At 60.9% G+C, this 25,689-nt stretch carries 25 protein-coding genes and 1 riboswitch; of the genes, 21 read left to right on the top strand and 4 right to left on the bottom strand.

Annotation, left to right across the window (positions count from 1 at the left end; translation table 11 throughout):
- Window positions 1-59: 59 nt before the first annotated feature.
- From ACFSKT_RS14115 to ACFSKT_RS14075, 9 genes are all read left to right on the top strand, one after another.
- Window positions 60-812 carry a Cof-type HAD-IIB family hydrolase gene (locus tag ACFSKT_RS14115; RefSeq protein WP_377721629.1) on the top strand — a complete coding sequence of 251 codons (753 nt, stop codon included), beginning with the start codon at window positions 60-62 and terminating at the stop codon, window positions 810-812.
- Between the two features lie 7 nt (window positions 813-819).
- Window positions 820-1,296: a DUF456 domain-containing protein gene (locus ACFSKT_RS14110; RefSeq protein ID WP_377721628.1), complete on the top strand. Its 477-nt coding sequence runs from the start codon at window positions 820-822 to the stop codon at window positions 1,294-1,296.
- A 47-nt stretch (window positions 1,297-1,343) separates the two neighbouring features.
- Window positions 1,344-2,066 (top strand): ThuA domain-containing protein, encoded by a 723-nt coding sequence (locus ACFSKT_RS14105; RefSeq protein ID WP_377721627.1) that lies wholly within the window; start codon window positions 1,344-1,346, stop codon window positions 2,064-2,066.
- Window positions 2,067-2,092: 26 nt separating this feature from the next.
- Window positions 2,093-3,736, top strand: coding sequence for a putative polysaccharide biosynthesis protein (locus tag ACFSKT_RS14100; protein ID WP_377721626.1), 1,644 nt, complete (start codon window positions 2,093-2,095; stop codon window positions 3,734-3,736).
- A gap of 83 nt (window positions 3,737-3,819) precedes the next feature.
- Window positions 3,820-5,364 (top strand): copper amine oxidase N-terminal domain-containing protein, encoded by a 1,545-nt coding sequence (locus ACFSKT_RS14095; protein WP_377721625.1) that lies wholly within the window; start codon window positions 3,820-3,822, stop codon window positions 5,362-5,364.
- Between the two features lie 48 nt (window positions 5,365-5,412).
- On the top strand, window positions 5,413-5,757 hold the full coding sequence (locus tag ACFSKT_RS14090; protein WP_377721624.1) for a thioredoxin family protein: 345 nt from the start codon (window positions 5,413-5,415) through the stop codon (window positions 5,755-5,757).
- Between the two features lie 276 nt (window positions 5,758-6,033).
- On the top strand, window positions 6,034-6,963 hold the full coding sequence (locus tag ACFSKT_RS14085; protein ID WP_377721623.1) for a COX15/CtaA family protein: 930 nt from the start codon (window positions 6,034-6,036) through the stop codon (window positions 6,961-6,963).
- A gap of 107 nt (window positions 6,964-7,070) precedes the next feature.
- Window positions 7,071-7,784 carry a Cthe_2314 family HEPN domain-containing protein gene (locus ACFSKT_RS14080; RefSeq protein ID WP_377721622.1) on the top strand — a complete coding sequence of 238 codons (714 nt, stop codon included), beginning with the start codon at window positions 7,071-7,073 and terminating at the stop codon, window positions 7,782-7,784.
- Between the two features lie 274 nt (window positions 7,785-8,058).
- On the top strand, window positions 8,059-8,838 hold the full coding sequence (locus ACFSKT_RS14075) for an SDR family oxidoreductase (protein WP_377721621.1): 780 nt from the start codon (window positions 8,059-8,061) through the stop codon (window positions 8,836-8,838).
- Window positions 8,839-8,954: 116 nt separating this feature from the next.
- Here ACFSKT_RS14075 and ACFSKT_RS14070 read toward each other — a convergent pair whose 3' ends face one another.
- Window positions 8,955-9,197 carry a NifU family protein gene (locus ACFSKT_RS14070; protein ID WP_148931986.1) on the bottom strand — a complete coding sequence of 81 codons (243 nt, stop codon included), beginning with the start codon at window positions 9,195-9,197 and terminating at the stop codon, window positions 8,955-8,957.
- An 83-nt stretch (window positions 9,198-9,280) separates the two neighbouring features.
- On the opposite strand from ACFSKT_RS14070, the gene ACFSKT_RS14065 reads away from it, so the two are divergent.
- Window positions 9,281-9,553: a YuzB family protein gene (locus tag ACFSKT_RS14065; protein ID WP_377721620.1), complete on the top strand. Its 273-nt coding sequence runs from the start codon at window positions 9,281-9,283 to the stop codon at window positions 9,551-9,553.
- Window positions 9,554-9,574: 21 nt separating this feature from the next.
- Here ACFSKT_RS14065 and ACFSKT_RS14060 read toward each other — a convergent pair whose 3' ends face one another.
- Window positions 9,575-10,642 (bottom strand): NAD(P)/FAD-dependent oxidoreductase, encoded by a 1,068-nt coding sequence (locus ACFSKT_RS14060; RefSeq protein ID WP_377721619.1) that lies wholly within the window; start codon window positions 10,640-10,642, stop codon window positions 9,575-9,577.
- Between the two features lie 85 nt (window positions 10,643-10,727).
- Window positions 10,728-11,831, bottom strand: coding sequence for an aminofutalosine synthase MqnE (mqnE, locus tag ACFSKT_RS14055; protein WP_377721618.1), 1,104 nt, complete (start codon window positions 11,829-11,831; stop codon window positions 10,728-10,730).
- A gap of 390 nt (window positions 11,832-12,221) precedes the next feature.
- Here mqnE and erpA point away from each other — a divergent pair, with 390 nt between their 5' ends.
- Window positions 12,222-12,584, top strand: a complete 363-nt coding sequence (erpA, locus tag ACFSKT_RS14050) for an iron-sulfur cluster insertion protein ErpA (RefSeq protein ID WP_377721617.1) — start codon at window positions 12,222-12,224, stop codon at window positions 12,582-12,584.
- 315 nt (window positions 12,585-12,899) lie between these two features.
- On the opposite strand, the gene ACFSKT_RS14045 is transcribed toward erpA, so the two are convergent.
- Window positions 12,900-13,052, bottom strand: coding sequence for a hypothetical protein (locus ACFSKT_RS14045; protein ID WP_377721616.1), 153 nt, complete (start codon window positions 13,050-13,052; stop codon window positions 12,900-12,902).
- A 1,305-nt stretch (window positions 13,053-14,357) separates the two neighbouring features.
- A riboswitch (cobalamin riboswitch) is annotated at window positions 14,358-14,586 on the top strand.
- A gap of 212 nt (window positions 14,587-14,798) precedes the next feature.
- Here ACFSKT_RS14045 and cobJ point away from each other — a divergent pair.
- Genes cobJ through ACFSKT_RS13995 form a run of 10 tightly spaced genes read left to right on the top strand, consistent with a single transcriptional unit; the run spans window position 14,799 to window position 25,684 of the window.
- Window positions 14,799-16,622 (top strand): precorrin-3B C(17)-methyltransferase, encoded by a 1,824-nt coding sequence (gene cobJ / locus ACFSKT_RS14040; RefSeq protein ID WP_377721615.1) that lies wholly within the window; start codon window positions 14,799-14,801, stop codon window positions 16,620-16,622.
- A 55-nt stretch (window positions 16,623-16,677) separates the two neighbouring features.
- On the top strand, window positions 16,678-17,751 hold the full coding sequence (locus tag ACFSKT_RS14035; RefSeq protein WP_377721614.1) for a sirohydrochlorin chelatase: 1,074 nt from the start codon (window positions 16,678-16,680) through the stop codon (window positions 17,749-17,751).
- On the top strand, window positions 17,748-18,539 hold the full coding sequence (gene cobK, locus ACFSKT_RS14030) for a precorrin-6A reductase (RefSeq protein ID WP_377721613.1): 792 nt from the start codon (window positions 17,748-17,750) through the stop codon (window positions 18,537-18,539). The genes ACFSKT_RS14035 and cobK overlap by 4 nt, the downstream gene beginning before the upstream one ends.
- A 20-nt stretch (window positions 18,540-18,559) precedes the next feature.
- Window positions 18,560-19,210: a precorrin-8X methylmutase gene (locus ACFSKT_RS14025; protein ID WP_377721612.1), complete on the top strand. Its 651-nt coding sequence runs from the start codon at window positions 18,560-18,562 to the stop codon at window positions 19,208-19,210.
- Window positions 19,211-19,225: 15 nt separating this feature from the next.
- Entirely contained in the window at window positions 19,226-20,326 is a 1,101-nt protein-coding gene (locus ACFSKT_RS14020) for a cobalt-precorrin-5B (C(1))-methyltransferase (RefSeq protein ID WP_377721611.1), read from the top strand.
- A gap of 13 nt (window positions 20,327-20,339) precedes the next feature.
- Window positions 20,340-21,575, top strand: a complete 1,236-nt coding sequence (cbiE, locus tag ACFSKT_RS14015) for a precorrin-6y C5,15-methyltransferase (decarboxylating) subunit CbiE (RefSeq protein WP_377721610.1) — start codon at window positions 20,340-20,342, stop codon at window positions 21,573-21,575.
- On the top strand, window positions 21,572-22,321 hold the full coding sequence (cobI, locus tag ACFSKT_RS14010; RefSeq protein ID WP_377721609.1) for a precorrin-2 C(20)-methyltransferase: 750 nt from the start codon (window positions 21,572-21,574) through the stop codon (window positions 22,319-22,321). Before cbiE ends, cobI begins: the two co-directional genes overlap by 4 nt.
- Window positions 22,318-23,106 (top strand): precorrin-4 C(11)-methyltransferase, encoded by a 789-nt coding sequence (gene cobM, locus ACFSKT_RS14005; protein WP_377721608.1) that lies wholly within the window; start codon window positions 22,318-22,320, stop codon window positions 23,104-23,106. Before cobI ends, cobM begins: the two co-directional genes overlap by 4 nt.
- The gene (locus ACFSKT_RS14000) at window positions 23,103-24,251 is read left to right on the top strand and encodes a cobalt-precorrin 5A hydrolase (RefSeq protein ID WP_377721607.1); all 1,149 of its coding nucleotides are present in this window, start codon (window positions 23,103-23,105) and stop codon (window positions 24,249-24,251) included. The genes cobM and ACFSKT_RS14000 overlap by 4 nt, the downstream gene beginning before the upstream one ends.
- Complete coding sequence (locus tag ACFSKT_RS13995) at window positions 24,248-25,684, top strand: cobyrinate a,c-diamide synthase (protein ID WP_377721606.1); 1,437 nt, start codon at window positions 24,248-24,250, stop codon at window positions 25,682-25,684. The genes ACFSKT_RS14000 and ACFSKT_RS13995 overlap by 4 nt, the downstream gene beginning before the upstream one ends.
- The last annotated feature ends 5 nt before the right edge of the window (window positions 25,685-25,689 follow it).

Here is a 25,689-nt window from a genome sequence, read left to right as displayed (position 1 = left end):
AACAGCGGCATGAGCAGCGCGCGCGATGGGTAGCCGCAACGTAAGGGGGCACGAGAACAATGCGACAAATCAAACTGGTGGCGCTCGACATGGACGGCACGCTGCTGAACGACGTGCAGGAAGTAAGCGACCAGAACGCGCGGTGGATCCGCAAGGCGTTGGATGCCGGCGTGCTGGTCTGCTTCGCGACCGGACGCGGATTTCGGAGCGCGCTGCCGTATGCGGAGCAGCTTGGGCTGGAGACCCCGATGATCACGGTCAACGGCGGCGAAATTTGGCGCAAGCCTCACGTACTGCACCGGCGCTCGCTGATGCCGGCGGCGACGATCAAGCGGCTGCACGAGGTGGCGCTGAAGCATGAGAGCGCTTGGTATTGGGCATATACGGTAGACGGGATTTTCAATAAGGAGAAATGGATCGTGCCGGCGGACGATTACGAGTCGCATCACTGGCTCAAGTTCGGTTACTACACGGAGGACGACGCGATCCGGCAGAGCATCTACGAGGAGACGAGCGGCTGGGGCGGCATCGAGATCACGAATTCCTCGCCGTGGAACTGGGAGATGAATCCAGAAGGCGTGTCGAAGGCGAGCGCGATTCGCGAGCTATGCGGCGTGCTGGGGATTGAGATGAGCGAGGTCGCCGCGATGGGCGACAGCTTGAACGACATCGCGATGATTCGCGAAGCGGGCTTGGGCGTGGCGGTCGGCAACGCGCAGGAGGCCGTCAAAGCGGCGGCGGACGCGGTCATCGTGAAGAATACGGAGCATGCGGTGGCCCACTTGATCGAGCATTACGTGCTGAAGGGGTGATGGAGCCATGGTCATAACCGGATGGATTATCGTCACGCTGTTGTTCATCGTCGGGATGGCGGGGGCGATTTACCCGATTTTGCCGGGCGCGCTCGCGATCTACGCCGCGTTCTTCGTCTACGGGTTCTTCGTGTCGTTCGATCACTTCGGCTTCTGGTTCTGGTCGATTCAGACGGTGATCGTCGCCGTGCTGTTCATCGCGGACTACGCGGTGAACGCCTGGGGCGTCAAGAAATTCGGCGGTTCCAAAGCCTCGGTCATCGGCAGCACGATCGGCGTGGTGGTCGGGTTGTTCATCCCGTTCGGCCTGCTGATCGGTCCGCTGCTGGGCGCAATCATCGGAGAGTTGATCGCGGGATCGGATATTCAGAAGTCGCTGAAGGTCGGCTTCGGCTCGGTTGTCGGGTTATTCTCGAGCATCGTCGTCAAAATTCTGCTTCAAGCCATCATGATCGTCATTTTCTTCATTTGGATCTTTAATTAAGGCAACATCTTCAAAAGCATATCTACATTCTAGGAGGCGTACGCCGCATGATCAAGGTAACGGTATGGAACGAGTTTCTGCACGAGAACGTGCACGAAGAAGTAAAGAAGGTCTACCCGGAAGGCATACATAAGGTAATCGCGGAAGGCATCGGTACGGACGGCTTCATGGTGCGCACGGCGACGCTGGATCAGCCCGAGCATGGCTTGAGCGAAGAGGTTCTCGCCAACACCGACGTCCTGATCTGGTGGGGCCATATGGGCCACGACAAGGTCGAGGACGAGATCGTCGAGCGCGTGCACGCGCGCGTCATGAACGGCATGGGCCTGGTCGTGCTGCACTCCGGCCACTTCTCCAAGATCTTCAAGAAACTGATGGGCACGGGCTGTGATCTGAAGTGGCGCGAAGTAGGCGAGAAAGAGCGGATCTGGACGGTCAACCCGGCGCATCCGATCGCCGGCGGCCTGCCGGAGTATTTCGAGCTAGCGCAGGAAGAAATGTACGGCGAGCACTTCGACATCCCATCCCCGGACGAGACGATCTTCATCAGCTGGTTCGAAGGCGGCGAAGTATTCCGCAGCGGCGTCACGTTCTTCCGCGGTCAAGGAAAAATCTTCTACTTCCGTCCGGGCCACGAGACGTACCCGACATATTATAACGAGAACGTGCGTCAAGTTATCCGCAATGGCATCCGCTGGGCGGCCCCATCGGGCGCGGCGGCGCCGGTTCGCGGCAATCACCAGCCGCTTGAGGCAATCCAGCCGAAATAATAGGCAGAAGGCGGTAGGTTGCTCGCATGGTTAAAAAGGATTCGCTGATTAAAGGCACGATCATATTGGCGGCGGCAGCGCTGGTAGCCCGGGTTCTCGGGCTCTTCCAGCGCATACCGCTCGATTATATGATGGGAAGCCAAGGCGGCGTTTATTTTGGCATCGCCAATTCGCTGTATCTGCTGCTATTGCTCGTCGCGACGGGAGGCATTCCGAGCGCGATCAGCAAAATGGTATCCGAACGTTATGCCCTCGGCAAGCCGCGCGAGGCGCAGCGCATCTATGGCGCGGCGCTTCGCTTCGGCATGCTCGCCGGCGTTATCATGGCCTCATTGATGTTCCTGCTTGCGCCGCTGTATGCGGAGTATGTCTCCAAGGAAGAAGGCGCCGACCTGTCCATCATGGCGATCGCGCCGGCGCTCCTGCTCTTCCCCGTCATCGCGATGATGCGGGGCTACTTCCAAGGACGCCAAATGATGGCGGCCGGCGGAATCTCGCAGATTATCGAACAGATCGCACGCGTGCTCACGGCCGTCGGCCTGGCGCTGATCGTGCTGAATTGGGGCTGGGGCGACCGCTGGATCGCCGCCGCGGCTGCATTCGGATCGGTCTTCGGCAGCATTGGGGCGTTCGCGATCATGGTCTATTACGCGCGCAAGCTGCGTCTTCAGGACGCCGCCGAGCCGCCCGTCTCCAAGGAGATCCCGGGCGCCGCTTCGGCGTTGTCGTACCGCTCGATCTACCGGGAGATGTTCTCCATCTCGGTGCCGATCGTCGTGGCGGCCATTACGGTGCAGTTCATGTACAACTTTGACACGAACCTGTTCCATATGCTGACCGACAGCTTCTACGGCGGCAAGGACGCCGCCCGCGAGGCGCTCGACTGGCTGGCCATCCGGGCGCAGTCGCTGGCGGGCATCCCGCCGATTCTGGCGATCGCGCTCAGCACGTCGATCATCCCGGTCATCTCCGCGGCGTTCTCCGTGCGGAATATGGACGAGGTGGAACGCCAGACGTCGCTCGTCATGCGAATCGTCGTCTTCACCGGCGTGCCGGCGGCGCTGACGCTCACCGTGGCGGCCGTCTCCGTGACCGGCTTCTTCTTCGAGGGGACGGGCGGCAGCGGGCTCGTCGCCGCCTTGACGGCGGGCACGATCTTCCAAATCACGATGATGACGAGCAACTCGGTGCTGTTCGGGATGGGCAAGGCGCGTATTCCGATGCGCCATACGATCGTCGGCTTGGTCGTGAAGGTCGTCGGCAGTCTGGCGCTTGCGCCGCTGCTCGGGGCGTACGGGCTCATCATCGCGTCCACGCTGTGCTTCATCGTCATCTCCACGCTCAATCTGCGCGCGGTCGGCCGGGAAGTGCGCCATACGGTGCTCGGCAGCCGATGGGGCGGTTATCTCATTACGATCGCCGCATCGGCCGGCGCAGGCTACGCGGTGGATCTGCTGGCCCGCTCGGTGCTCGATGGGCTGCCGGACAAAGTGACGTATTTCTTCGCCGCGGCGGCAACCGGCATCGCGGCGCTGGCCGTGTATGCCGTGCTGCTCGTCGTGCTTCGCGTCATTCGGCCCGAGGAGATCAAGCAGTTCCCCGGACCGATCCGCAAGCTGCTCGTACCGCTGATGCGCTTGGCGCCGAAGCACGCTTCGAGCAGAGGTTAATCTCGTGTAAAAGCGCTATTCACGCATCCCTTCCTCATGATAAAATAGACATTGGTCTTTTTTATCCGAGGAGGGGATTTCTTTTGAAACTGTTTATAAAAGGAAAAAGAGCGCTGCTGTTGGCCGCGCTCGCGGTCGTCATGGTCATCGTCGCGGGCTGCCAAGCCGTCGGCGGCGTCGATCTGAACCAAATGCTCAAGCAATCGCTGAAGGTCACCTCCTACGAGGGAACGGAATCGGTCGAGATTAAGCTCGTGCCGAGCGATAGCGACAACGTGTCGGAAGAAGACGCCGAGATCGCGCGCATGCTATCGAGCACGAAGCTGCAGCTGACCAGCGTCAAGATGAAGGATGCCGAGAACGGCTCCGTGAAGGGCAACCTGGAGTTCAACGGCAAGCGCATCGGCTTCGAAGCTTCGATCGACGAGAAGCAGGCGGTCATCGCGCTCGATGGCGCCAAGCAGCCGTTCGTGCTGGACTTGAGCGATCTCTCCGAAGCATCGGCCGAGACCGAGAGCGTGACGGCCGCAGTCCAGAAGCTCGTCGACACGGTATCCGGCTTCGTCATCGACCATCTGCCGAACCCGTCTTCGATCAGCGCCCAACCGGCCTCCGTCACGATCGGCGGCGAGACGGTAAGCGCGATGCACGTCGTGGCCGAGATCGACGGCGAGCAGCTGTTCGGCTGGATCAACTCGTTCCTGGACGCGCTGCTGGCTGACAAGGCGGGGCTGACGGCGGTGACGACCGAGCTGATCAAGCTGTTCGAGGAACAAGCGGGTACGCTTGAAGAATTGGGCGGCGCCGAGGAGCTGTTCGGCACGACCGTCGAAGAGACGTCCGAGGCGGACATCGAAGAAGCGGTTGCCGAGATGCTCGATGGCTTGAAAGAAGCCAAAGACGAGCTGGCCAAGGCGAAGACGGAAGACGCGGAAGCGTTCGAAGCGGTCTTCAACAAGAACAATAAAGCCAAGTTCGGCTTGTATGTCGATACGAAGCTGAACATCCGCAAATCCGAATTCGAAGCCACGATTGACTTGGGCGAGGCGGCCGAGGAAGAAGGGGTGCCGTTCACCGCCATCACCGTTAAGGCCGTATCCGAGAAGTCCAAGGTGAACGATACGGTCGTACCGGATGCGGTGCAAGCTGGCGACGATGCGGTCGCGTTCGAGGAGCTTGTCGAGCTGCAGGGCTACGAAGCGCTCGAGCTGTTCAACAAGGAGTCGGACCTGTACGCGCTGCTGCGCAATGACCTGCACATCACGCGTCAAGAGGTATACTTGATGCCGGAATACGACGAATACGGACCGATCGTGACGGCTTCGGGCATCACGCTGATTCCGCTTCGCGATACCGCTCGTCAACTAGGCGCGACGATTAAATCGGACGCGAAAGGCAAGAAGATCGAGCTGAAGGACGAAGCGACGGGCACGAAGCTGGCGTTTACGGTCGGCAGCAGCTGGGCGTCCGTGAACGGGAAGAACGTGAAATGGTCGTATCCGACGACCGCGATCAACGGCGCGACGTACGTGCCGGCACGCGATTTTGTCAAAGCGCTCCAAGGTACGTTATACTGGGAGACGGAAAGCGACGATTACAGCTATCTCGTCATCACGCGCGAGCCGTAAGGCGGCTGGACCCGCGCTTTCATAAGCGCTTTAAGGAGGTGAAGACGGATGGAGAAAATCCGCGATGACGCGACGTTTCGCGAAGCGACCGCGCCCGAGGATCTAACCGTGGTCGTGTTCAAGACAACATGGTGCAAGGATTGCCATTTCATCGATCCGTTCATGCCCGAGGTGGAGAAGCAGTACGAGGGACGCATCCGTTTCTACGAGATCGACCGCGACGATCTGCCAGATCTGTGCAGCGAGCTGAACATACTGGGCATTCCAAGCTTCATCGCCTTCCGCGGCGGCAGCGAAGTCGTCCGTTTCGTCAGCAAGCTTCGCAAGACGCGGGACGAGATCGAGCAGTTCCTCGACCGCGCCCTTGAAGTCGCCGGCGCGCTTGGCAAGTAAGCGACAGCGACGCGAAGTGCCGTGATAGACCCGATGTTTTCCAATCCGCCAGGCGGCGGTAAGAGAAAACATCGGGTCTGTTTGTTTTGCCCATACCACGTAATTCTGGTTATGCTATATGGATGGATGAGGCAGCCTGCCATGGGCGGCGAAATACGGGGTGCGCGAAAATTGTCACAACTTCAGACTTTGTGATTGAGTTCACATTTTCATCATGGTATTTGACAATCCGACTCGCTATAATTGAGAAGAATGATACGGAAACAGGTGATGACGATGATCTCTAAACGCTATCGAGTGCTTGCGCTTGCCGCCTGTATCGGAATGCTGCTCGTGCTTCTCGCGGGGGCATTGGTGACGAACACCGAATCCGGGCGAGGCTGCGGCGACGACTGGCCGCTCTGCCATGGCAAATTTGTTCCTGCATATACCATTGAATCGATGATTGAATATTCTCACCGTCTCGTGACGGGCATTGTCGGGCTCATTGTCCTGGCCGTCTTTATTCTGACGATCAAAGACTACCGCCAGCATAAAGAGGCAGTCCTCTACTCCGCGGGGACGGGGTTCTTTACGGTGCTGCAGGCGCTGCTGGGGGCCGCGGCGGTCATATGGCCAACCTCTCCGCCGGTCATGGCGCTTCATTTTGGCTTCTCCATTATGGCCTTTACCTGTACGCTGCTGCTTGTCATGTGGGCGAGGCGCATGAAAGACGGCGTCGAAGCGGACAAACCGTCTACGCCCGTCCATCCGCAAATTTTCACCCTGACCGTGGCGGCGCTTGTATTCTCGTACGTGGTGATTTACTTGGGCGCGTTCATTCGCCATACGGACTCCTCGGGCGGATGCCTCGGTTGGCCGTTGTGCAACGGGGAAATCGTTCCCGTGCTCGAAGGCGCGACCGAAATCGTATTCTATCACCGGATCGGGGCGGTTATTCTGACCGTGCTACTGGGACTGATCTGGGCGAGAGCGGTACGTTACGCGCAGGAGCAGCCGGCGATTCGACGCGGCGCTCGGCTCGTGTTCGTGCTCGTCGTCTGCCAAGTGTTCAGCGGGGCGCTCTTGACCGCGACGCTGACGAACGAAGACTGGTTCTTGTTCACCAGCCTCATTCATAACACGATCATCTCGGTGTTGTTTGCCTTCATGTGCGATCTGGCCATCCGGTCCTGGAAGTGGCGGGAAGGGCGCTACCGGCCTTAACAGGCGGACGCGAGGCCTCGGATATTTCCACGATTGACGAGCAGGCCGCTTGGGTAATCTAGATGACAAGTCAATAAGCCAAACGCCAAGGAGGTGAGCTTCGTTTCATGCTTCGGATGATGTTTGGCGAAAAACCGCGCGAGCTGCAGGGCGAACTGTATGAGACGGTCCGCACGATGGAGCAATTCGCGCAGACCCTGCACAAACGCATCGCGGCCGGGCGCGATCACGATCACAAGCTTCGTAAATACGAGGTGTGGACGCATGGACTGATCGCGTCGCTCGACGAATTAGAGCAGACGCATTATGCGGCGAAGAAGTTCGCCGAGCTCGTGAAGAGCGACTCGCTGGAGGCGATGTCGCCGGCCGAACGGCTGAATTATCAGCGCCACGTGTTTTTCGATAAGAACGGATTCATTCGCTTGTTTGCCATCTTGGATAAGATGGGGAATATGCTGAATGATTTTCTCGCGCTCGAGACGGAGCGGATTAAGCCGCATTTCTCCTATTTCACCGTGCTGCGCAACATGCGCCAGCGCAAGCTGCATCCCGAGCTGTCCGCTCGGCTGGACGAGCTGAAGGAGAAGCATAAGGAAGCGACCAACCGGCTGCGCCGGCGCCGCAATGTCGAGATTCATCATATGAATTCCGAGATGCAGGATGATTTGAAGCAAAATCACGAGCATTACGGAGAAGCGCACCGGATTGAGGATCTCAAGGCGCAGCTGGCGGACGCGCAGGAAGGGTTGGACCTTGCCACCCGCAGCCTTCGAATCATGTTCGAGTATGCGATTCGTCAGATGAGGAAACGGTCATCATAATATGCTATACTCTTCGATGAGCGTCAGGGCTTAAGCGGCTGCCGGTATTCCGGCCCGCTTTAAGTCTTTTTTCTTTGTTCAAAATACAGAATTTCATCCTATCACGCATATAAATCATCCTGTATTTTACCTGCGACGACCGCTTATCGGGGGCAAACAACTTCGGCAGTACCTGCTTAACCTTCTGGTTCCCCTTGGCCGAGGGGGAAGGGCGAGCGAGAACGGAAGATTTGAAGGGCGAAGCCCTGTTGTTCATGCGAGGGGAGGAACATGGATGGAGCTTCAAGGCAGAACAGCATTCATTACGGGCAGCGCGAAGGGACTTGGCAAAATGACGGCTCTCGCGCTGGCGCAAATGGGCTGCGATATCGTACTGAACTATGTGACCAGCAAGGAAGAAGCAGAACGGCTCGCCGAGGACATCCGCAGAATGGGCGTACGTTCGACTGCCATACGGGGAGACGTCGCCAAGCCGGATGACGTGGCCGCGATGGCCGATCAGGCGCTGGCCTGGTCCCGTACGGGCGCGATCGACATTCTGATTAATAATGCGGGGCCGTTCCGAAGGGAGCGGGAGCTCTTCGCCGATTATGGGGAAGCGGAGATCATCAGCCTCGTGAACGGGAATCTGCTCGGCGTCATGCTGCTCGACCGCCGGATGCTGCCAGGCATGCGCGCGCAGCAGTGGGGCCGCATCTTTCACTTCGGCTTCGGTCACGCCGGCGAAGGGCGCGCTTGGCCGCACCGGGCGGTATACGCGGCGGCGAAGACGGGGCTTGTCTCCTTCACGAAGACGCTGGCCGTGGAGGAAGCGGCTTCGGGCATTACGGTACATATGATTTGTCCCGGCGACATTAGAGGGAAGAATAAGGAGCGCTCGATCGCCGACGTCATGACCGAGCAGGATGACGAAGGGCCGACCGCAAGGCCAGGCAGCGGAGAAGACGTCGCGCGCGTAATCGCGTTTCTGTGCCTGCCGCATTCGGATTATTTGACCGGCAACGTCGTCGATGTCAACGGCGGGTTCGATCCGATCAAGACGTCCATTCGTTAATCGCAATCATCGCTGCCGCATAAGGCGGGCATAAGAAAAAGAGTCTTGCCTTCACGCGCATTCGCGATCGGGGCAAGACTCTTCGTGCAAACGAACGTCCTGACATCAGGACACGATTAGAATACTTGAACTACCTCTTGTACGCCTTCGACCTCTTCCAGCAGGGCGCGCTCGATGCCCGCCTTGAGTGTGATCGTGGAGCTTGGGCAGCTGCCGCATGCACCCATCAGACGCAGCTTGACGATCCCGTCTTCTACATCCACGAGCTCAACGTCGCCGCCGTCGCGTTGCAGGAACGGACGAAGCTTATCGAGGACATCCAATACCTCATCATACATCGTTGCCGTATTTTCGCTCATTGCAATCAACTCCTTTCTTACTCTATTATAGTACAAAGACGCGCAAATGAAAATGGATATCAACGTAAGGCCGGTGATCAAACATGTTAAAACCAATAATCGAGTTCTGCGCCAGCAATATGCACCACGGTACGGATGAAGTCATGAAGCGACTGGAACAAAATCCGGATTATGATGTCATTGAATATGGCTGTTTGGGCAATTGCGGCGAATGTTATCTATTCCCGTTCGCCATGGTGAACGGCGAGATCGTCGCCGGCGAAACCGCCGAAGAACTGGAGCAACGCATAATGGAAGCCATCAAGGACCAACAGGCGGAGCGGGAAGCGCTCGACCGCATTATCGACGACCTATAGTCTGCGCTCGCTAGTCCGCGATTAACCGATATGATGCTTGGATTTCCAGAGTACGCCGCTTTTCAGCATGCGCGGTACGCGACCCATGAGCGTTGTTTTGCCCATAAGACCGAAGCCGGCTTTCTTGCCGAGCGAACCGAGAACGCCCTTGAGCTTCATTGGACCAAGCCGGGGCGTTTTGTTATGCCAAATCGCCTGCATCACTTGCGCGACCTGCTTGCCTTGTGCCCCCGCGGCTTGCCCGCTCGGCGCGAACGGCACGGAGGCGCAGTCGCCGACGATGAACACTTCCGGATAATCCGGTAGCTGATGATATTCGTTAATGATCAGTCGTCCTTGTTTGTCCTTCGGCAGCGATATCCGCTGAACAAGCGAGACCGGCTGAATGCCGGCCGTCCACACAGTGGCATCGGTATAGATCGGGTCCGGCGAGTTGGCGTCGTGCAGAATGCCTTCCTCGACGCGGTTCAGCGAGACGTGGCTGCGCATCTCGACATCGTGCTCGAGGAACCAGGATGCGACGTACTCCTGCACCTTGCCCGGGAACGCGGACATGACGGAAGCGCCCCGGTCGATGATGCGGACGTTGAGATCCGGCCGGCTCTCGCGGAGCTCCGCCGCGATCTCGACGCCGCTCAAGCCGCCGCCGATGATCGACACTTGCCCGTAAGGCTTGACGTCGTTGAGCTTCTGGTACGTCTTGCGCGCGGAGGAGAACGTCTGGAGGCTGTTGGAGTACAGCTCCGCGCCCTCGATGCCGTGATATTTGTCCGTGCAGCCCAGCGCGATGACCAAGCGCTCGTATTCGAGCGGCTCTTGTCCGGCAAGGATAACCTGCTTCGCGTCGAGATTGACGTCGGTTACCTCGCCGTATGTCACGATCAGACGGGGGTCGGAAGGGAATTGCACCCGAAGATCGAGATCCGAGACCGTCCCTGCCGCTAGCGCATAATATTCGGTTTTCAAGCCTTGGTGGGGCATCCGGTCAATAAGGACGATGACGGTATCGTCGGGGAGCTCGCCTTCGAGCAGCTCGTGTACGACGGTCAGCCCGCCGTATCCGCCGCCTAATACTACAAAACGTTTCATCTAAATCCCAACCTTTGTTTCAGCGATTGTGTAAACCTGTTGATACGCCGCAACATACGCCTAGTATGCGCGAATGCGCATCCGATCAGTCGTAGACCTTCACTTCGTTGTAGAAGGTGTCGCGCTCGACGGGGATGCGCCCCGCGCCTTTGACGAGCCAGATGAGGTCCTCGCGCGTAATGCCTTCCGGCGTAAGCGCCCCCGCCGAGTGGCTGATCCGTTCCTTGACGATCGTGCCGTGAACGTCGTCCGCGCCCATCGTGAGCGAAACTTGAGTCAGCTGGGTTCCGATATTGATGAAGTATGCTTTGATATGCTGGAAGTTATCGAGCATAAGACGGCTGATGGCGATCGTCTTCAAATCCTCGTACGCCGAATTGCGTCTGCGAATGCCGGCTTTCGGGCTGATCGGCTGCATGGACAAGGGAATAAAGACGAGGAAACCGTTCGTCTCGTCCTGCAGCTCGCGTATTTGCGTCATATGGTCGATGCGGTCCTCGTGCTTCTCGACCGAACCGTATAACATCGTCGTGTGCGTGCGCAGGCCCAGCTCGTGCGCGTTGCGGTGAACGTCGAGGTACTGGGAGACGTCCGCTTTGGTCACTTTCATCTTGCGGCGGTACTCGTCGGAGAGAATCTCGGCGCCGCCGCCCGTCAGGCTCTTCAAGCCGACCTTCATCAGCTCCTGCAGCACCTCGCGGTAGCTGAGGCCGCTGATCCGGGAGAAGAAGTCGATCTCCGCCGCCGTGTAGGCTTTCAGCGTCACGTCCGGGTAGCGCTCATGTAATGCTTTTAACGAATCCACATAATATTGAAACGGCACGTGCGGGTTATGGCCGCCGACGATGTGGAACTCGCGAACGCCGGGGTGGATGTGCTGCTCGACGTATTCGATCATCTGCTCGCCGCTAAGCGTGTACGATCCGGGTTGGCCTTCGTCCTTGCGGAAGTTGCAGAAGGCGCAGTGCGCTTCGCAGACGTTCGTGAAGTAGAGACTCATGTTCTCGATGAAGTACACCTTGCGGCCGTTCTTGCGCAGATTGACCTCGTTGGCCATCTGGCCGATCGTGAGCAGGTCATCGGATTTGTACAGGAAAATGCCGTCCTCGCGGGAGAGGCGTTCGCCGGCGCGTACTTTCTCGATAATGGCCTGCATTTGCTTGTCTTCTGTCGGTATTGCGACGTTCATGAAGGGTTCCTCCTTGTCCGCCGGGCGCTTCTGGTCCGGTCAATGGGTAATGTGGAGCGGGAAATGCTGCGCGCACGGGCGTTCTTCAGCCAAAGGGAGCAATAAATTCAACTATGTGAAAAAAATAACATACGCAGCCTGTTGATGCTGCATCCGATCGTCCGGGCAAAAGCTACCCCCTATTATAACCCTTCCCTTCGGGGGGCGGCAACTACTAAAGTCGAACCATGCCGAACGCGCCCTGGCGGCATCGATGCGCATGCGTGTCCCTTGAGGAGTATCCGGAAGCGGTGTATACTATAAATTATAAAGCGCCGTTCGACCCGGGGGACCTGCTCTCGCAGGGCATTGCTCCGAAGGCCGGACGCCGCAGTCAGGGAGGGAATACGTATGATTACCATTAGCGAAAGCGCAAATGAGAAAATAAAAGAAATGCTCGCGGCGGAAGAATCGCCGGATCTGTTCCTGCGTATCGGCGTCAAGGAAGGCGGCTGCAGCGGCTTCTCCTACGGCATGGGCTTCGACGACGAACAAAAGGACGACGACAACGTCATGGAGCTGAACGGGCTTAAAGTCGTCGTCGACGGCGAGAGCCTTCGTTATCTGAATGGCCTCCAGATCGATTTCAAGGAATCGGCGATGGGCGGCGGGTTTACCATTGAGAACCCGAACGCATCCGCGACCTGCGGCTGCGGCTCCAGCTTCCGTACCGCGACGGCGGCCGGCAAACCAAGCGCGCCGGGCGAGTGCTAAACCGCGTTTAAATGAAGTCACGATAAGTCCCCTCTACGGTAGAATGCGCAGTTTCACGCCGTGGCAGGGGGCTTTTTGCGTTGGAAATAAGCGGCGCGGGAGAAAAGGAAGGGCGCTCGTGCGAGGCGGAGAATAGGATGGATGTCAATGGCAAGTACGCCAAAAAACGCCGCAGCCAGGAAGCTGGGGGCGTTTTTTGGTCCAAGCGTATGCGTTTTATTACGAGGACTCGAACAGCTCGAACGCATGCTCCACGCTGTGGATGGCGCCCGCGAAGAGCACCTCGCGTACCAAATCGAATAGTGCGACCATCGGCTAGACGCGCCCCTTACCGGATGGCTCGTTGTCCTTCTCGTAAGCGATCAGCACGATATTCGTGTTGGAAGCCGACCTGAGATGCTCTTCGGTCTGCCGCAGCTCGTTCAGCTGTTCCGCGTTCAGTTGGGCAGGACGGTATTCGTCGTTCATTATGATCCTCCTCGGCATAATTGCGGCATCGACTGCGAACGTCGTTAACGGAAAAGAGAGCCCTTTTGAAGGGGCCCTCTTCCGACGGTGATACGTAGAATGAGACAACTTCTGCTGCACATCTGTTAGAAATCCGGTTACCTGACGGTAATGTGTCCCTCAGAATGCTCTGCGGCACAACCCCTCGCTTCTATGCAAAATGTGTTTACTTCCGTTTACCTCTAGTGAGTCCGTGCACGATGACGTCCAATGGAACCACACCTCGCTTCTCACCGTCGAGATTATATTGCCCGAGACGGGGACGTTCTATGCGAAAGTCGAGCCAACACGGCCAACTTGGGGGCATAACGAAAAAAGAGCCCGTTTGAAGGGGCTCTTTTCCGACGGTGATTCGTAGAATGAGTCAACTTCTGTTCACATCCGTTAGAAATCCGGTTTACCTAATGGCAATGTGTCCCTCAGAGATGCTCTGCGGCACAACCCCTCGCTTCTATGCAAAATGTGTTACTTCCGTTTACCTCTTGTGAGTCCGTGCACGATGCCGTCCAATGGAACCACACCTCGCTTCTCACCGTCGAGATTATGATGTCCGGGACGGGGGCGTTCTATACATGGTTTCGTGATGATGCGCAAAGGGGCGCCCTAACGAAAAAAGAGCCCGTTTTAAGGGCTCTTTTCCGACGGCGATACGTAGAATGAGACAACTTCTGTTTCACATCCGTTAGAAATCCGGTTTACCTGATGGTAATGTGTCCCTCAGAATGCTCTGCGGCACAACCCCTCGCTTCTATGCAAAATGTGTTTACTTCCGTTTACCTCGCGTGTTGAGTTCTTTCACCATTCGGCTCAATGGAACCACACCTCTCTTCACGCCGTCGATAATTAGAATGTCCCGCACGGGGCTCGTCTATGCGCGCTTCTCCCCAAAAAAACGGTGCGGGTATGGTGCGAAACGAAAAAAGAGCCCGTTTTAAGGGCTCTTCTCCGACGGCGATGCGTAGAATGAGACAACATCTGTTTCACATCCGTTAGAAATCCGGTTTACCTGATGGTAACGTGTCCCTCAGAATGCTCTGCGGCACAACCCCTCGCTTCTATGCAAAATGTGTTTACTTCCGTTTACCTCGCGTGTTGAGTCCTTTCACCATTCGGCTCAATGGAACCACACCTCTCTTCACGCCGTCGAAAATAGGATGGCCGGTTCGTGCGGAAGCTATGCGCCGGGAATGCGAAACCTTGACGCCGGGCCTCGTACCATTATTTTCATAGACAGATGATGGCAGGCTCTTGTATGATGGTCGAGACAATTGCATATTGGGAACAGGTGCCAAGTCGTGTGAACGCGATTATGGCTTAATAGGGAAGTTCGGTGCAAAACCGACACGGACCCGCCACTGTAAGAAGCTTGTCCGCCGGCCGATCGATGGCCGCGGACGGGTGCGCCGCTAACCGAAGTCACTGGGAGACTGCCTCCCGGGAAGACCGCCGGCGCATTGCTTTAAGTCAGGAGACCTGCCTGTTTCAACAGCACTGTTAACCTACGCGGAATTAGGGTGGTGTTAGAGATCGGACAAGCAGGAACGCTGCTTCCCTTTGCGCATGCGAGCGGGGGCGGACGTTTGGATTCGTTTGTTAGCCACGGGCATTTCTAACACGTTTTGTGTTGGGGATGTCCTTTTTTGCGTTGGCATCGGCCGGGGAACGGCCGGTTAGGCGGATAGGTCAAGGAAGGAGCGGCGGGATCGCATGGAGAGGACAACGGGCAAGCTGCTGATCGTCGGGTTCGGCCCGGGCAGCTTCGAACATATCACGAAACGGGCAAAGGAAGCGATTCAAGAGAGCGACATCGTCATCGGCTACAACACGTACGTCGATCTGATCCGCGGGCTGTTGAGCGAGCAGCAGGTCGTGCGGACCGGGATGACCGAGGAGGTCAGCCGGGCGCAGGAAGCGGTACGGCAGGCGGAAGCCGGACGCGTGGTCGCGGTCATCTCGAGCGGTGACGCGGGCGTCTACGGCATGGCCGGCCTCGTGTACGAGGTGCTGATGGAGCGGGGCTGGCGGCGGGAGACGGGCGTGGCGGTGGAGATTATCCCGGGTATCTCGGCGATCAACTCGACGGCGTCGCTGCTCGGGGCGCCGGTCATGCACGATGCGTGCACGATCAGCCTTAGCGATCATTTGACGCCATGGCGGGTCATCGAGCGGCGCGTGGAGGCGGCCGCCTCCGCGGATTTCGTCATTGCGCTGTACAATCCGCGCAGCGGGCGGCGTACGCGCCAGATCGTCGAGACGCAGCGGATCGTACTCAAGTACCGTTCGGCGCAGACGCCGGTCGGCATCGTCAAGAGCGCCTACCGCGACCGGCAGGACGTCGTGATCACGACGCTCGGAGAGATGCTGGAGCACGATATCGGCATGCTGACGACCGTCATCATCGGCAATTCGGCCACGAGCGTCTATGAAGGGCTCATGATCACGCCGCGCGGGTATCAGCGGAAGTATACGCTTGGCGCGGACGTGCAGCCGCTGCGGCCGCACGAGCGGCTGCGGACCGAGGCGGAGCCATGGGCGCTGGAGACGGTTGGCGTGACGGAACAAGACGCCGGATCGGAAGAAGCGGGGTGGGATGAGGACGGCGAGACGCTTGAGCGGCTTGCGGCCGACCGCGAAGGAAGCGAGGCGAGGAGGACGGAGGCCGTGTCCGGGTCTTGGTTAGCAGCGGAGCCGGCAGGTCATAACGCGCTGCGGCGGCAGACTGTCGGGATCGCGCCTTCGCCGGCGAAGGCAGCTGCTGCTTCGGCATCGCCGCTATCGCTTGCGCTGGAGGCGCTGCGTCTGGTCGATGCCAGCCGCGGCGTGGCGACAGCCGAACAAGGGCAGGGCGTGGATGGCGGCCGTGCGGCAGCCGCGTTCCGGCAGGAGGCGATATTCGAATTCACGGTTAGCCCTGGCCTGGCGAACAAGAAGCTCAGCGCGGGGCAAATGATGCTGCTGGCCGAGATCGTCGGCGACGCGGGCGAGCTGGAGTATACGCCGCATCACCAGTTTATCGTTCGCCTGCGGACGGACGACCCGGATGCGGCGACGGGCCGCCTTCGCGAGGCGGGATTCACGCTGGCGCCGATCGGCGATGTCGTGCAGATCAAGGCGTGCGACTTTTGCAATATGGAGAAAGCCGAATCGGTGCCGTATTTGGAGCGGCTCGGCGCGGGGCTCGGCGGCGCCAAGGTGCCCAAGGAGCTGCGCATTGGCTTCAATGGCTGCGGGATGGCGTGCTACGGCGCGGTGAACGAAGATATCGGCATCGTATACAGAAGGGGGAAATTCGATCTGTTCCTCGGCGGGAAGACGGTCGGGCGCAACGCGCACGCCGCCCAGCCTGTCGCGGAAGGGATCGAGCCGGAGGCGCTGGTGCCGACGATCGAGCGGATCGTGGCGCGTTTTCGGGCGGAGGGCCATCCGAACGAACGGTTCCACAAGTTTTTCAAACGGGTGAAGGAGCTTGAAGGCTATAGGCAGCAGGATCTGCCTGTGTTTGCAATCGATAACGCGGTATGCGGCGACTGACGAATGGAAGGTCGACGGCACGCCGGGATTAAATGGGAAGAGGAGCGGACGAAATATGGATGCAGTATTGTTTGTCGGCCACGGCAGCCGAGATGCCGAAGGGAATGACGAGGTCAGGGCGTTCGTCGGGGCGATCGCGGACCGGCTGGACGGGCTGCTAGTCGAGACGTGTTTCCTCGAGTTCGAGAAGCCGACGCTCGATCAGGGGCTCGACAAGTGCGCCGCGCTGGGGGCGAAGCGGGTGGCGGTCATACCGATCACGCTATTCTCGGCCGGCCATGCGAAGCTGCATATCCCGGCGGCAATCGACGAGGCGCGGGAACGGCACCGGGGCGTTCAGTTCATCTACGGCCGCCCGATCGGCGTGCATGACCAAGTGCTGGAGATTCTCTCGGCCCGGCTGCGCGAGTCCGGACTCGATCCGGAAGCGGAGCTGCGCGACACGGCGGTGCTCGTCGTCGGGCGGGGCAGCAGCGACCCGGACGCGAACAGCGATCTGTTCAAAATTTCGCGGCTGTTCTGGGAGCGGCTGAAGGTCGGCTATGTCGAGACCGCCTTCATGGGCGTGACGGATCCGCTCGTGGAAGCCGGCGCCGAGCGGTGTCTGAAGCTCGGGGCGAAGCATGTCATCGTACTGCCTTACTTCCTGTTCACCGGCGTGCTGATCAAGCGGATGGAGGACATGCTGGAAGGCTTGAAGGCGCGTAATCCGGAGCATCGCTTCACGCTTGCCCGGTATTTCGGCTTTCACCCGACGCTGCAGACGATTCTCCTCGAACGGGCGCGCGAAGCGCTCGGGGAGGAAGTAAAGATGAACTGCGATATGTGCCAATACCGACTGGCCGCTGCCGCGGAGCATGGGCATCACCACCATCATCACGACGATGACGGTCATCATCACCATCACCATGACCACGACCACGATCACGACCATCACCACCATGATGACCATCATCATGGGCATGACCATCATGATCGCGAACATGCACACGGGCATCGTCACGATCACGAACATCATGCTCACGACCATGAGCATGATCACGACCACGACCATGAACATGACCCCGACAGGCAAGAGCATGATCAATCGCCCCGTCCCGTCGTGCTTGCATCGGAGGGATTGGAATGATCCTCATGCTGTGCGGGACGAGCGACGCGCGGGAGCTGGCGGTGCGGGTAGCGGCGAGCGGCTATGAGCCGCTCGCTTCGGTCGTGACCGAGAGCGCGGCGGCCAGCCTTGCTGCGGCAGGGCTCGCCGTACGGACGGGTCGAATGACGGCGGCCGAGATGACGGCGCTCATTCGGGAGCAGGGCATGACGGCCGTCGTCGACGCGAGCCATCCGTTCGCGGAGGAAGCGCACCGCAACGCGATCGCCGCGGCGGCGGAAGCCGGCGTGCCGTATATCCGCTACGAGCGGGAGCGCGAGAGCGGCGAGGGCCGGAGCGGTCTGGTCACATACGCGGCGGATTACGAGGAAGCCGCCGAGGAGGCCGCCCGGCGCGGCGGCGTCGTCATGCTGACGACGGGCAGCAAGACGCTGCATATTTTCGCCGCGAGGCTGCAGGGGCTGCCGGACGTCACGCTGATCGCCCGCATGCTGCCGCGCACGGATAACATGGTGAAGTGCGAGGAGCTCGGCATCCCGCAGCGGAACATCGTGGCCATGCAGGGGCCGTTCTCCAAGGAGCTGAACATGGCGCTCTACGCCCACTACGGCGTTACGCTCATGATCACGAAGGAGAGCGGCAAAGCCGGCGCGGTCGACGAGAAGCTCGAAGCGGCGGCGGAGATGGGCATCGAGACGATCGTCATCGGCCGGCCGGACATCGAGTTCGGCACCGCGTATTCGGATTACGGCGCGGTCATCGCGCATTTGGACGGGCTGCACGGACGGATGGTCCGCAGCGATTCCTAAGAAGGGGGCATAGCGAGAAGATGGATTTCAAGACGGAGTTTAAACCGCTGACGGTGCAGCCGCAGGAGATCGAGGAGAAGAGCTTCGAGATGATTACCGAGGAGCTTGGGCCGCATCCGTTCACGGAGGAGCAGTACCCGGTCGTGCAGCGCGTCATCCATGCGTCGGCCGATTTCGAGCTGGGTCGCAGCCTGCTGTTCCATAAGGACGCGATTCGGGCGGGCATCGAGGCGATCCGCCAAGGGCGCAAGGTCGTCGCGGACGTGCAGATGGTGCAGGTGGGCATCAGCAAGCCGCGCATCGAGAAGTTCGGCGGCGAAGTGAAGGTATATATATCCGACCCGGACGTCATGGCGGAGGCCAAACGGCTGAACACGACGCGGGCGATCATCTCGATCCGCAAGGCGATCCGCGAGGCGGAGGGCGGCATATACGCGATCGGCAACGCGCCGACGGCGCTGCTCGAGCTGATCCGGCTCGTGAAGGAAGGCGAAGCGAAGCCGGGGCTTATCGTCGGCGTGCCGGTCGGCTTCGTCTCGGCGGCAGAATCGAAGGAGGAGCTGGCGAAGCTGGACATTCCGTATATTACGAATCTCGGCCGCAAGGGCGGCAGTCCGGTGGCGGTCGCGGCGGTCAACGCGATCTCGCTCATGGCGGAACGTCTCGGATAGGCGCGGCGGATGGCGATGGAGGAGAAGGAGGCCAAGCCGCTGCGGCATGGGTATACGACGGGCTCCTGCGCGGCTGCGGCAGCCAAAGCGGCGGTAACGGCGCTCATACTCCAGGAGCCGCAGCGTGAATCCGCCATTCGGCTGCCGATCGGGCAGGAAGTCACGTTCTTGATGCATGCCTGCGAATATGAGGCGGACCGGGCGATGTGCGAGGTCATTAAGGATGGAGGCGACGATCCGGATGCGACGCACGGCGCGCGCATCGTGGCCGAAGTGCGTTGGCGGGACGGCGAAGGCGTCGAGATCGACGGCGGTATCGGGGTCGGGCGCGTGACGAAGCCGGGGCTGCCGGTCGACATCGGAGAGGCGGCGATCAATCCCGTCCCGCGCAAAATGATCCGCGAATCGGTGCAGGCCGTGCTCGATAGCTTCGAGCTGGAGCGGGGCGTCCGCGTCGTCATCTCGGTTCCGGACGGAGAAGAAATCGCGAAGAAGACGCTGAACGGCAGGCTTGGCATTATCGGGGGCATCTCGATTCTCGGGACGCGCGGCATCGTCGTGCCGTTCTCGACGGCGGCGTACAAGGCGAGCGTCGCGCAGGCCATTCGCGTCGCGGTGAAGAGCGGGTGCACGCATATCGTGCTGTCCACCGGCGGTCGAAGCGAGAAGGTCGCGATGGGGCTTTATCCGGATTTGCCGGAAGAGGCGTTCGTCGAGATGGGCGATTTCGTGGGCTTCGCGCTGACGATGTGCGCTAGACAAGGCGTCCGAAAGGTGACGCTCTCCGGCATGATGGGCAAATTCTCGAAGGTGGCCCAAGGCGTCATGATGGTGCATTCGAAGAGCGCGCCGGTCGATTTCGACTTCCTGGCGTCCGCGGCCGAGCAGGCGGGCGCCGATCCCGGGACGGTCGAGGAGATCCGAGGCGCCAATACGGCCGCGCAGGTCGGGGACATGATGCAGGAGCGCGGGCTGCTGGCGTTCTTCGAGCGGCTATGCGCCGCTTGCTGCGAGAGCGGCTTGCGCGAAGCGAAGGCGACGTATGCGCTCGAGACGATCATCATGTCGATGAAGGGCGTTATTTTGGGACGTACGGAGAAGCAAGGGGAAGCGTAAGGGAGATGAGGATATGGAACGGTCGTTGAAAATCATCGGCATCGGCGACGAAGGGCCGGCCAGCCTGCCGCTGCAGGCGCTGGCCTGGATTACGTCCAGCGGGCTGCTCGTCGGCGGCGAGCGGCAGCTGGATTTCTTCCCGGGGTATGAGGGGGAGAAGCGGGTCATTAAAGGCGGGCTCGCGCAGCTGGCGGACGAGCTGGCCAAGGAGAAGCGCGACACGGTCGTGCTGGCTTCGGGCGATCCGCTCTTCTATGGCATCGGCGGTTATCTCGGCGGCAAGCTGAAGGCGGAGATTTATCCGAACGTCAGCTCGGTGCAGCTCGCCTTCGCGCGAATCGGCGAAAGCTGGCAGGACGCCGAGCTGCTCAGCGTGCACGGCAGAAGCCTTCGCGGCCTTGCCCAGCGGCTCGACGGGAAGGCGAAGGCCGCGCTGCTGACGGATGCGGACAACCATCCGGGCGCGATCGCGCGGTATTTGCTCGACTTCGGCATGACGGAATACCGGGCATTCGTGGCGGAGAACTTGGGCGGAGAAGGGGAAAGGGCCGGCTGGCATGCGCTGCCGGAGCTCGCCGAGCGGCCGGCGGATGCGTTCTCACCGCTCAATGTCGTCATCTTGAAGCGGGACGCCGGAGCGGCCGTACCGGTCTGGCCGCTCGGCATACCGGATGAGGAATTCGCGCAGCGCAAGCCGGACAAGGGGCTGATCACGAAGCGCGAAGTGCGCGTGCTGAGTCTAGCCGAACTCGCGCTGCGCCAAGACAGCGTCGTATGGGACATCGGCTGCTGCACCGGCTCGGTCGCGATCGAAGCGGCGAAGCTGGCGCCGCGCGGCGCCGTGTACGCCATCGAGAAGAACGAGGGCGACCTGGCGAATTGTCAGGCGAACATGCGTAAGTTTCGCGCCGATATCACGGCCGTTCACGGCAAAGCGCCGGTAGGGCTGGATGCGTTCGCCGATCCCGACGCGGTGTTCATAGGCGGCACGGGCGGGGAGATGCGCGAGCTGCTGGCCGTATGCTGCGCCCGAATGAGAGCCGGCGGACGCATCGTGCTGAACGCGGTCACGCTCGAGAACTTGCACGAAGCGGCGCAGGCGTTCGAGGCGGAAGGGTTCGCGTCTCGGATGACGCTGGCGCAGCTGTCGCGCAGCAAGCCGATTCTTGATTTGACCCGGTTCGAGGCGCTCAATCCCGTCTTTATCGTGACGGCATGGCGAAGAGAAGAGGAGGCGTTCCAAGGATGAATGAAGGAGCAACCCAAGGCGCGCCCGCCCAGGCGACAGCGAGGCTCGGACGGCTGTACGGGGTCGGCGTTGGTCCCGGCGATCCGGAATTAATAACGATCAAGGCGTTCCGGCTGATGAAGGAATCGCCGGTCATCGCGTACCCGCGCAAGAAAATGGGGGCTAAGAGCTATGCGCTCGCGATCGTCGAGCTGTACGTCAACACGGCGGAGAAGGACATGCTCGGCCTGACGTTCCCGATGACGAAGGACCCCGAAGCGCTGGCGCTTCAGTGGGGCAAGACGGTGGAGGCGGTCTGGGAGCGGCTGCGGGCCGGGAAGGACGTCGTGTTCGTGACGGAAGGCGACCCGATGATCTACAGCACCTACATTCATCTCATGCGGCTCATGGCCGAGCGCCATCCCGAGGTCGAGATGGTCGCGGTGCCGGGCATCTCGTCCGTGAACGCTTCGGCTTCACGGCTTGGCGTCCCGCTGGCGGACGGGGACGAGCAGGTGGCGATCGTGCCGGCGACGGGCGACTACGAGACGATGCGCCGCGCGATCGAATCCCATGCGTGCGTCGTGTTCATCAAGGTGGCGAAGGTGATCGATCTTATGCTGCGCGTGCTTCGCGACCTGGAGCTCGTGGACAAGGCGGCGGTGCTGACGAAGGTCACGTCCGGCGAGGAGCAGATCTGGCGGCGCGTCGAAGAGCTGGAAGGGCGCGAGCTGGAATATTTGACGTTAATGGTGGTGCGAAAATGAGCGGGAACAGGAAGGTCTATCTCATCGGAGCGGGGCCGGGCGATCCGGACCTCATCACGGTTAAAGGACTGCGCCTGCTGCAGGAAGCGGACGTGGTTATGTACACGGATTCGCTCGTCAGCGAAGCGCTAATCGCGAAGGCGAAGCCGGAGGCCGAGGTCATCAAGAGCGCGGGGCTCGAGCTCAACGAGATGGTCGGCATTATGGCCGACCGCGTACGGGCCGGCAAAATGGTCGCGCGCGTCCATACGGGCGATCCGTCCGTGTTCGGCGCGATCATGGAGCAGGTCGCGCTGCTGAAGAAGGAAGAGATCGGCGTCGAGGTCGTACCGGGCGTCAGCTCCGTGTTCGCCGCGGCGGCGGCGCTCGGAGCAGAGCTGACGATCCCGGAATTGACGCAGACGCTGATCTTGACGCGAGCCGAAGGGCGCACGCCGGTGCCGGAATTGGAGAAGCTGCGCGACCTGGCGGCGCATCATACGACGATCGCGCTGTTCCTGAGCGCGACGCTGATCCGGAAGGTCGTCGCCGAGCTGCGCGAGGCCGGCTGGCGCGACGATACGCCGGTCGCCGTCGTGCAGCGTGCGACATGGCCGGACCAGCTCGTGATCCGGACGACGGTGGGCGAGCTGGAGGCGCAAATGCGGGAGCACGGCATTCGCTCGCACGCGATGATTCTCGCCGGCTGGGCGCTTGATCCTGATATTCACGGCAAGGAGCAGTATCGCTCCAAGCTGTACGATAAGACGTTCACGCACCGGTTCCGCCGCGGGGTGAAGGAATGATCGCGTTGACGGAAGGGCAAGTGCCGCGCATCGACGTGAACGGGGACGTCGCCGTCGTGGCGATCACCAAGCACGGCGTCGAGCTGGCCAGACGGATGCAGCGCGTCTTCGGCAATTCGGATACCTACTATATGGGCAAATTCGCGCGAGGCGACGAAGAAGCGAGAGGAATCCAGCTGTTCGAAGGCAGCGTGCGGCTGCTGTTCCCGGCGTTGTTCCCCCGGTACAAAGGGATCATCTGCATCATCTCGCTCGGCGCGGTCGTGCGGATGATCGCGCCGCTGCTCAAAGATAAGAAGGAAGATCCCGGCATCGTCGTCATCGACGATAAAGGCGAGCATGTCATCAGCGTGCTGTCCGGGCATCTGGGCGGCGCGAACGAGCTGACGCAGGAAGTGGCGGCGGCCATCGGCGCGCGCGCCGTCGTCACGACCGCCTCGGACGTGCAGAAGACGATCGCCGTCGACCTGTTCGGCCGCCGGTTCGGCTGGAGCTGGGAATCGGCGGACAAGCTGACGCCGGTCAGCGCGTCGGTCGTCAACGAGGAGCAGGTCGCGGTCGTGCAGGAGTCGGGCGAGCCGGATTGGTGGACGCACGAGGGGCCGCTTCCGGCGACGATCCGGGTGTACGGCACGATCGCGGAAGCGTTGGCGGACGAGCCGGACGCGGCGCTCGTCGTGACGCACCGGCTGCTCGCGCCGGAGGAGGAAGCGATTCTGCGCAACGGGGTGCTGTACCGGCCGAAGGTGATCGCCCTCGGCATCGGCTGCAACCGGGGGACCTCATCCGAGGAGATCGAGGCGGTCATCGCGGAGACGCTGGCCGAGCTTCGGATGTCGCGCAAGAGCGTCAAAGCCGTCTGCACGATCGACCTGAAGCAGGACGAGGAAGGGCTGCTCGCCGTATGCGAGCGGAACGGATGGCCGCTGCACGCCTACTCGGCGGCGGAGCTGAACGAGATGCCGATGGAGGCGCCGTCGGAGACGGTGTTCAAATTCACGGGGGCGTACGGCGTCAGCGAGCCGGCCGTCAAACGCTACACCGGCGCAAGCGAGCTCGCGCTCGTGAAGAAGAAGTCCGGCAACGTGACGATATCGGTCGGCATCGTGCCGTTCTCTTCGGCGAAGGAGGCGATATCGCGATGACGGACCGAAGACTGGTCATCGCCGGCACGGGCAGCGGCGTCGGCAAGACGACGGCCGCGATCGGGCTGATGGCGGCGTTCGCGCGCCGAGGATTGGCCGTGCAGGGCTTCAAATGCGGGCCGGATTACATCGATCCGACCTTCCATACCGCCGTCACCGGGCGGCAGTCGCGCAACTTGGACGGCTGGATGTTCCCGGCCGAGACGGTAAGGGAGATCTACGCGCGAGGCAGCAAGGACGCGGACGTCTCGATCATCGAGGGCGTCATGGGGTTCTACGACGGGCGCGATCCGCTCTCGAACGAGGGCAGCACGGCGGAGATTGCCATGCTGCTGGACGCGCCCGTGCTGCTCGTCGTGAATTGTCGCAGCATGGCGCGCAGCGCGGCCGCGATCGTGCGGGGCTTCCAGCTGCTGGAGCCGCGGGTCCGGATCGCCGGCGTCATCGCCAATCAGGTTGGCAGCGACAACCACTACCGGCTCGTCGCCGCGGCGATCGAGCAGGAATGCGGCATTCCGGTCGTGGGGTATCTGATGCGCGACGAGGGATTGCATATGCCGGAGCGCCATCTCGGACTGGTGCCGGCCATCGAGCGCGGAGAGCTGTCTGGGCTGTTCGAGGGGCTGGCCGGGCGAATCGAAGCGAGCTTCGATCTGGACCGCATTCTCGCGCTTGCCGAATCGCCGGCGATCGAGGTTCAAGCCCGGCTGTTCGCGGCGCCTGGCAAGCCGCGCGCGGGAGGTCCCGTGCGCATCGCCGTCGCCAAGGACGCGGCATTCCATTTCTACTACCCGGAGAATCTCGAGCTGCTCGAGGCGAACGGAGCGGAGCTTGCGTATTTCTCGCCGCTGGCCGGACAGCCGGTGCCGCGGGATGCGGACGGCCTCTATATCGGGGGCGGCTTCCCGGAGCAGTTCGCGGCCGAGCTGTCCGCGGCCGAGTCGGTCAAAGCCTCCATACGCGCGGCAGCGGAGAGCGGCATGCCGGTCATGGCCGAATGCGGCGGCTTCATGTATTTGACCGTAGCGATCACCGATACGGAGGGACGCCGCTATCCGATGGCCGGCGTGCTGCCCGGCGAGGTGCGGATGCAGCGCAAGCTGGCGGCGCTCGGCTACCGGGAGCTGACCGGCACGGCGGGCAACGCGCTGCTCGGCGAGGGCGGGCAGGCCAAGGGGCACGAGTTCCATTACTCGGTGTATGTTCCGCCTGCCGGGGAAGCCGAGGCGGGAGAGCCGCCGACCGCGCCTGAACCGGCTTACCTGTCCAAAGGCATGCGCGGCGCCAAGCCGGACGGCATGGCGCGGGGGAATTTGGTGGCGGGTTACGCTCACCTGCATTTCGCCTCGAATCCATCGCTCGCCGGCAAGTGGCTGGATCTGTGCGAGGCGCAGCGGGAGCGGCGTCGAGCGCACGCTAGTTCGCAACGATAAGCAAA

The sequence above is a fragment of the Paenibacillus xanthanilyticus genome (assembly GCF_042682185.1).
In the GTDB taxonomy this organism is placed as follows: Bacteria; Bacillota; Bacilli; order Paenibacillales; family Paenibacillaceae; genus Paenibacillus_Z; species Paenibacillus_Z xanthanilyticus.
Note: the sequence above shows the minus strand (reverse complement) of the source record. Positions and strands in the feature narration are given on the sequence as shown.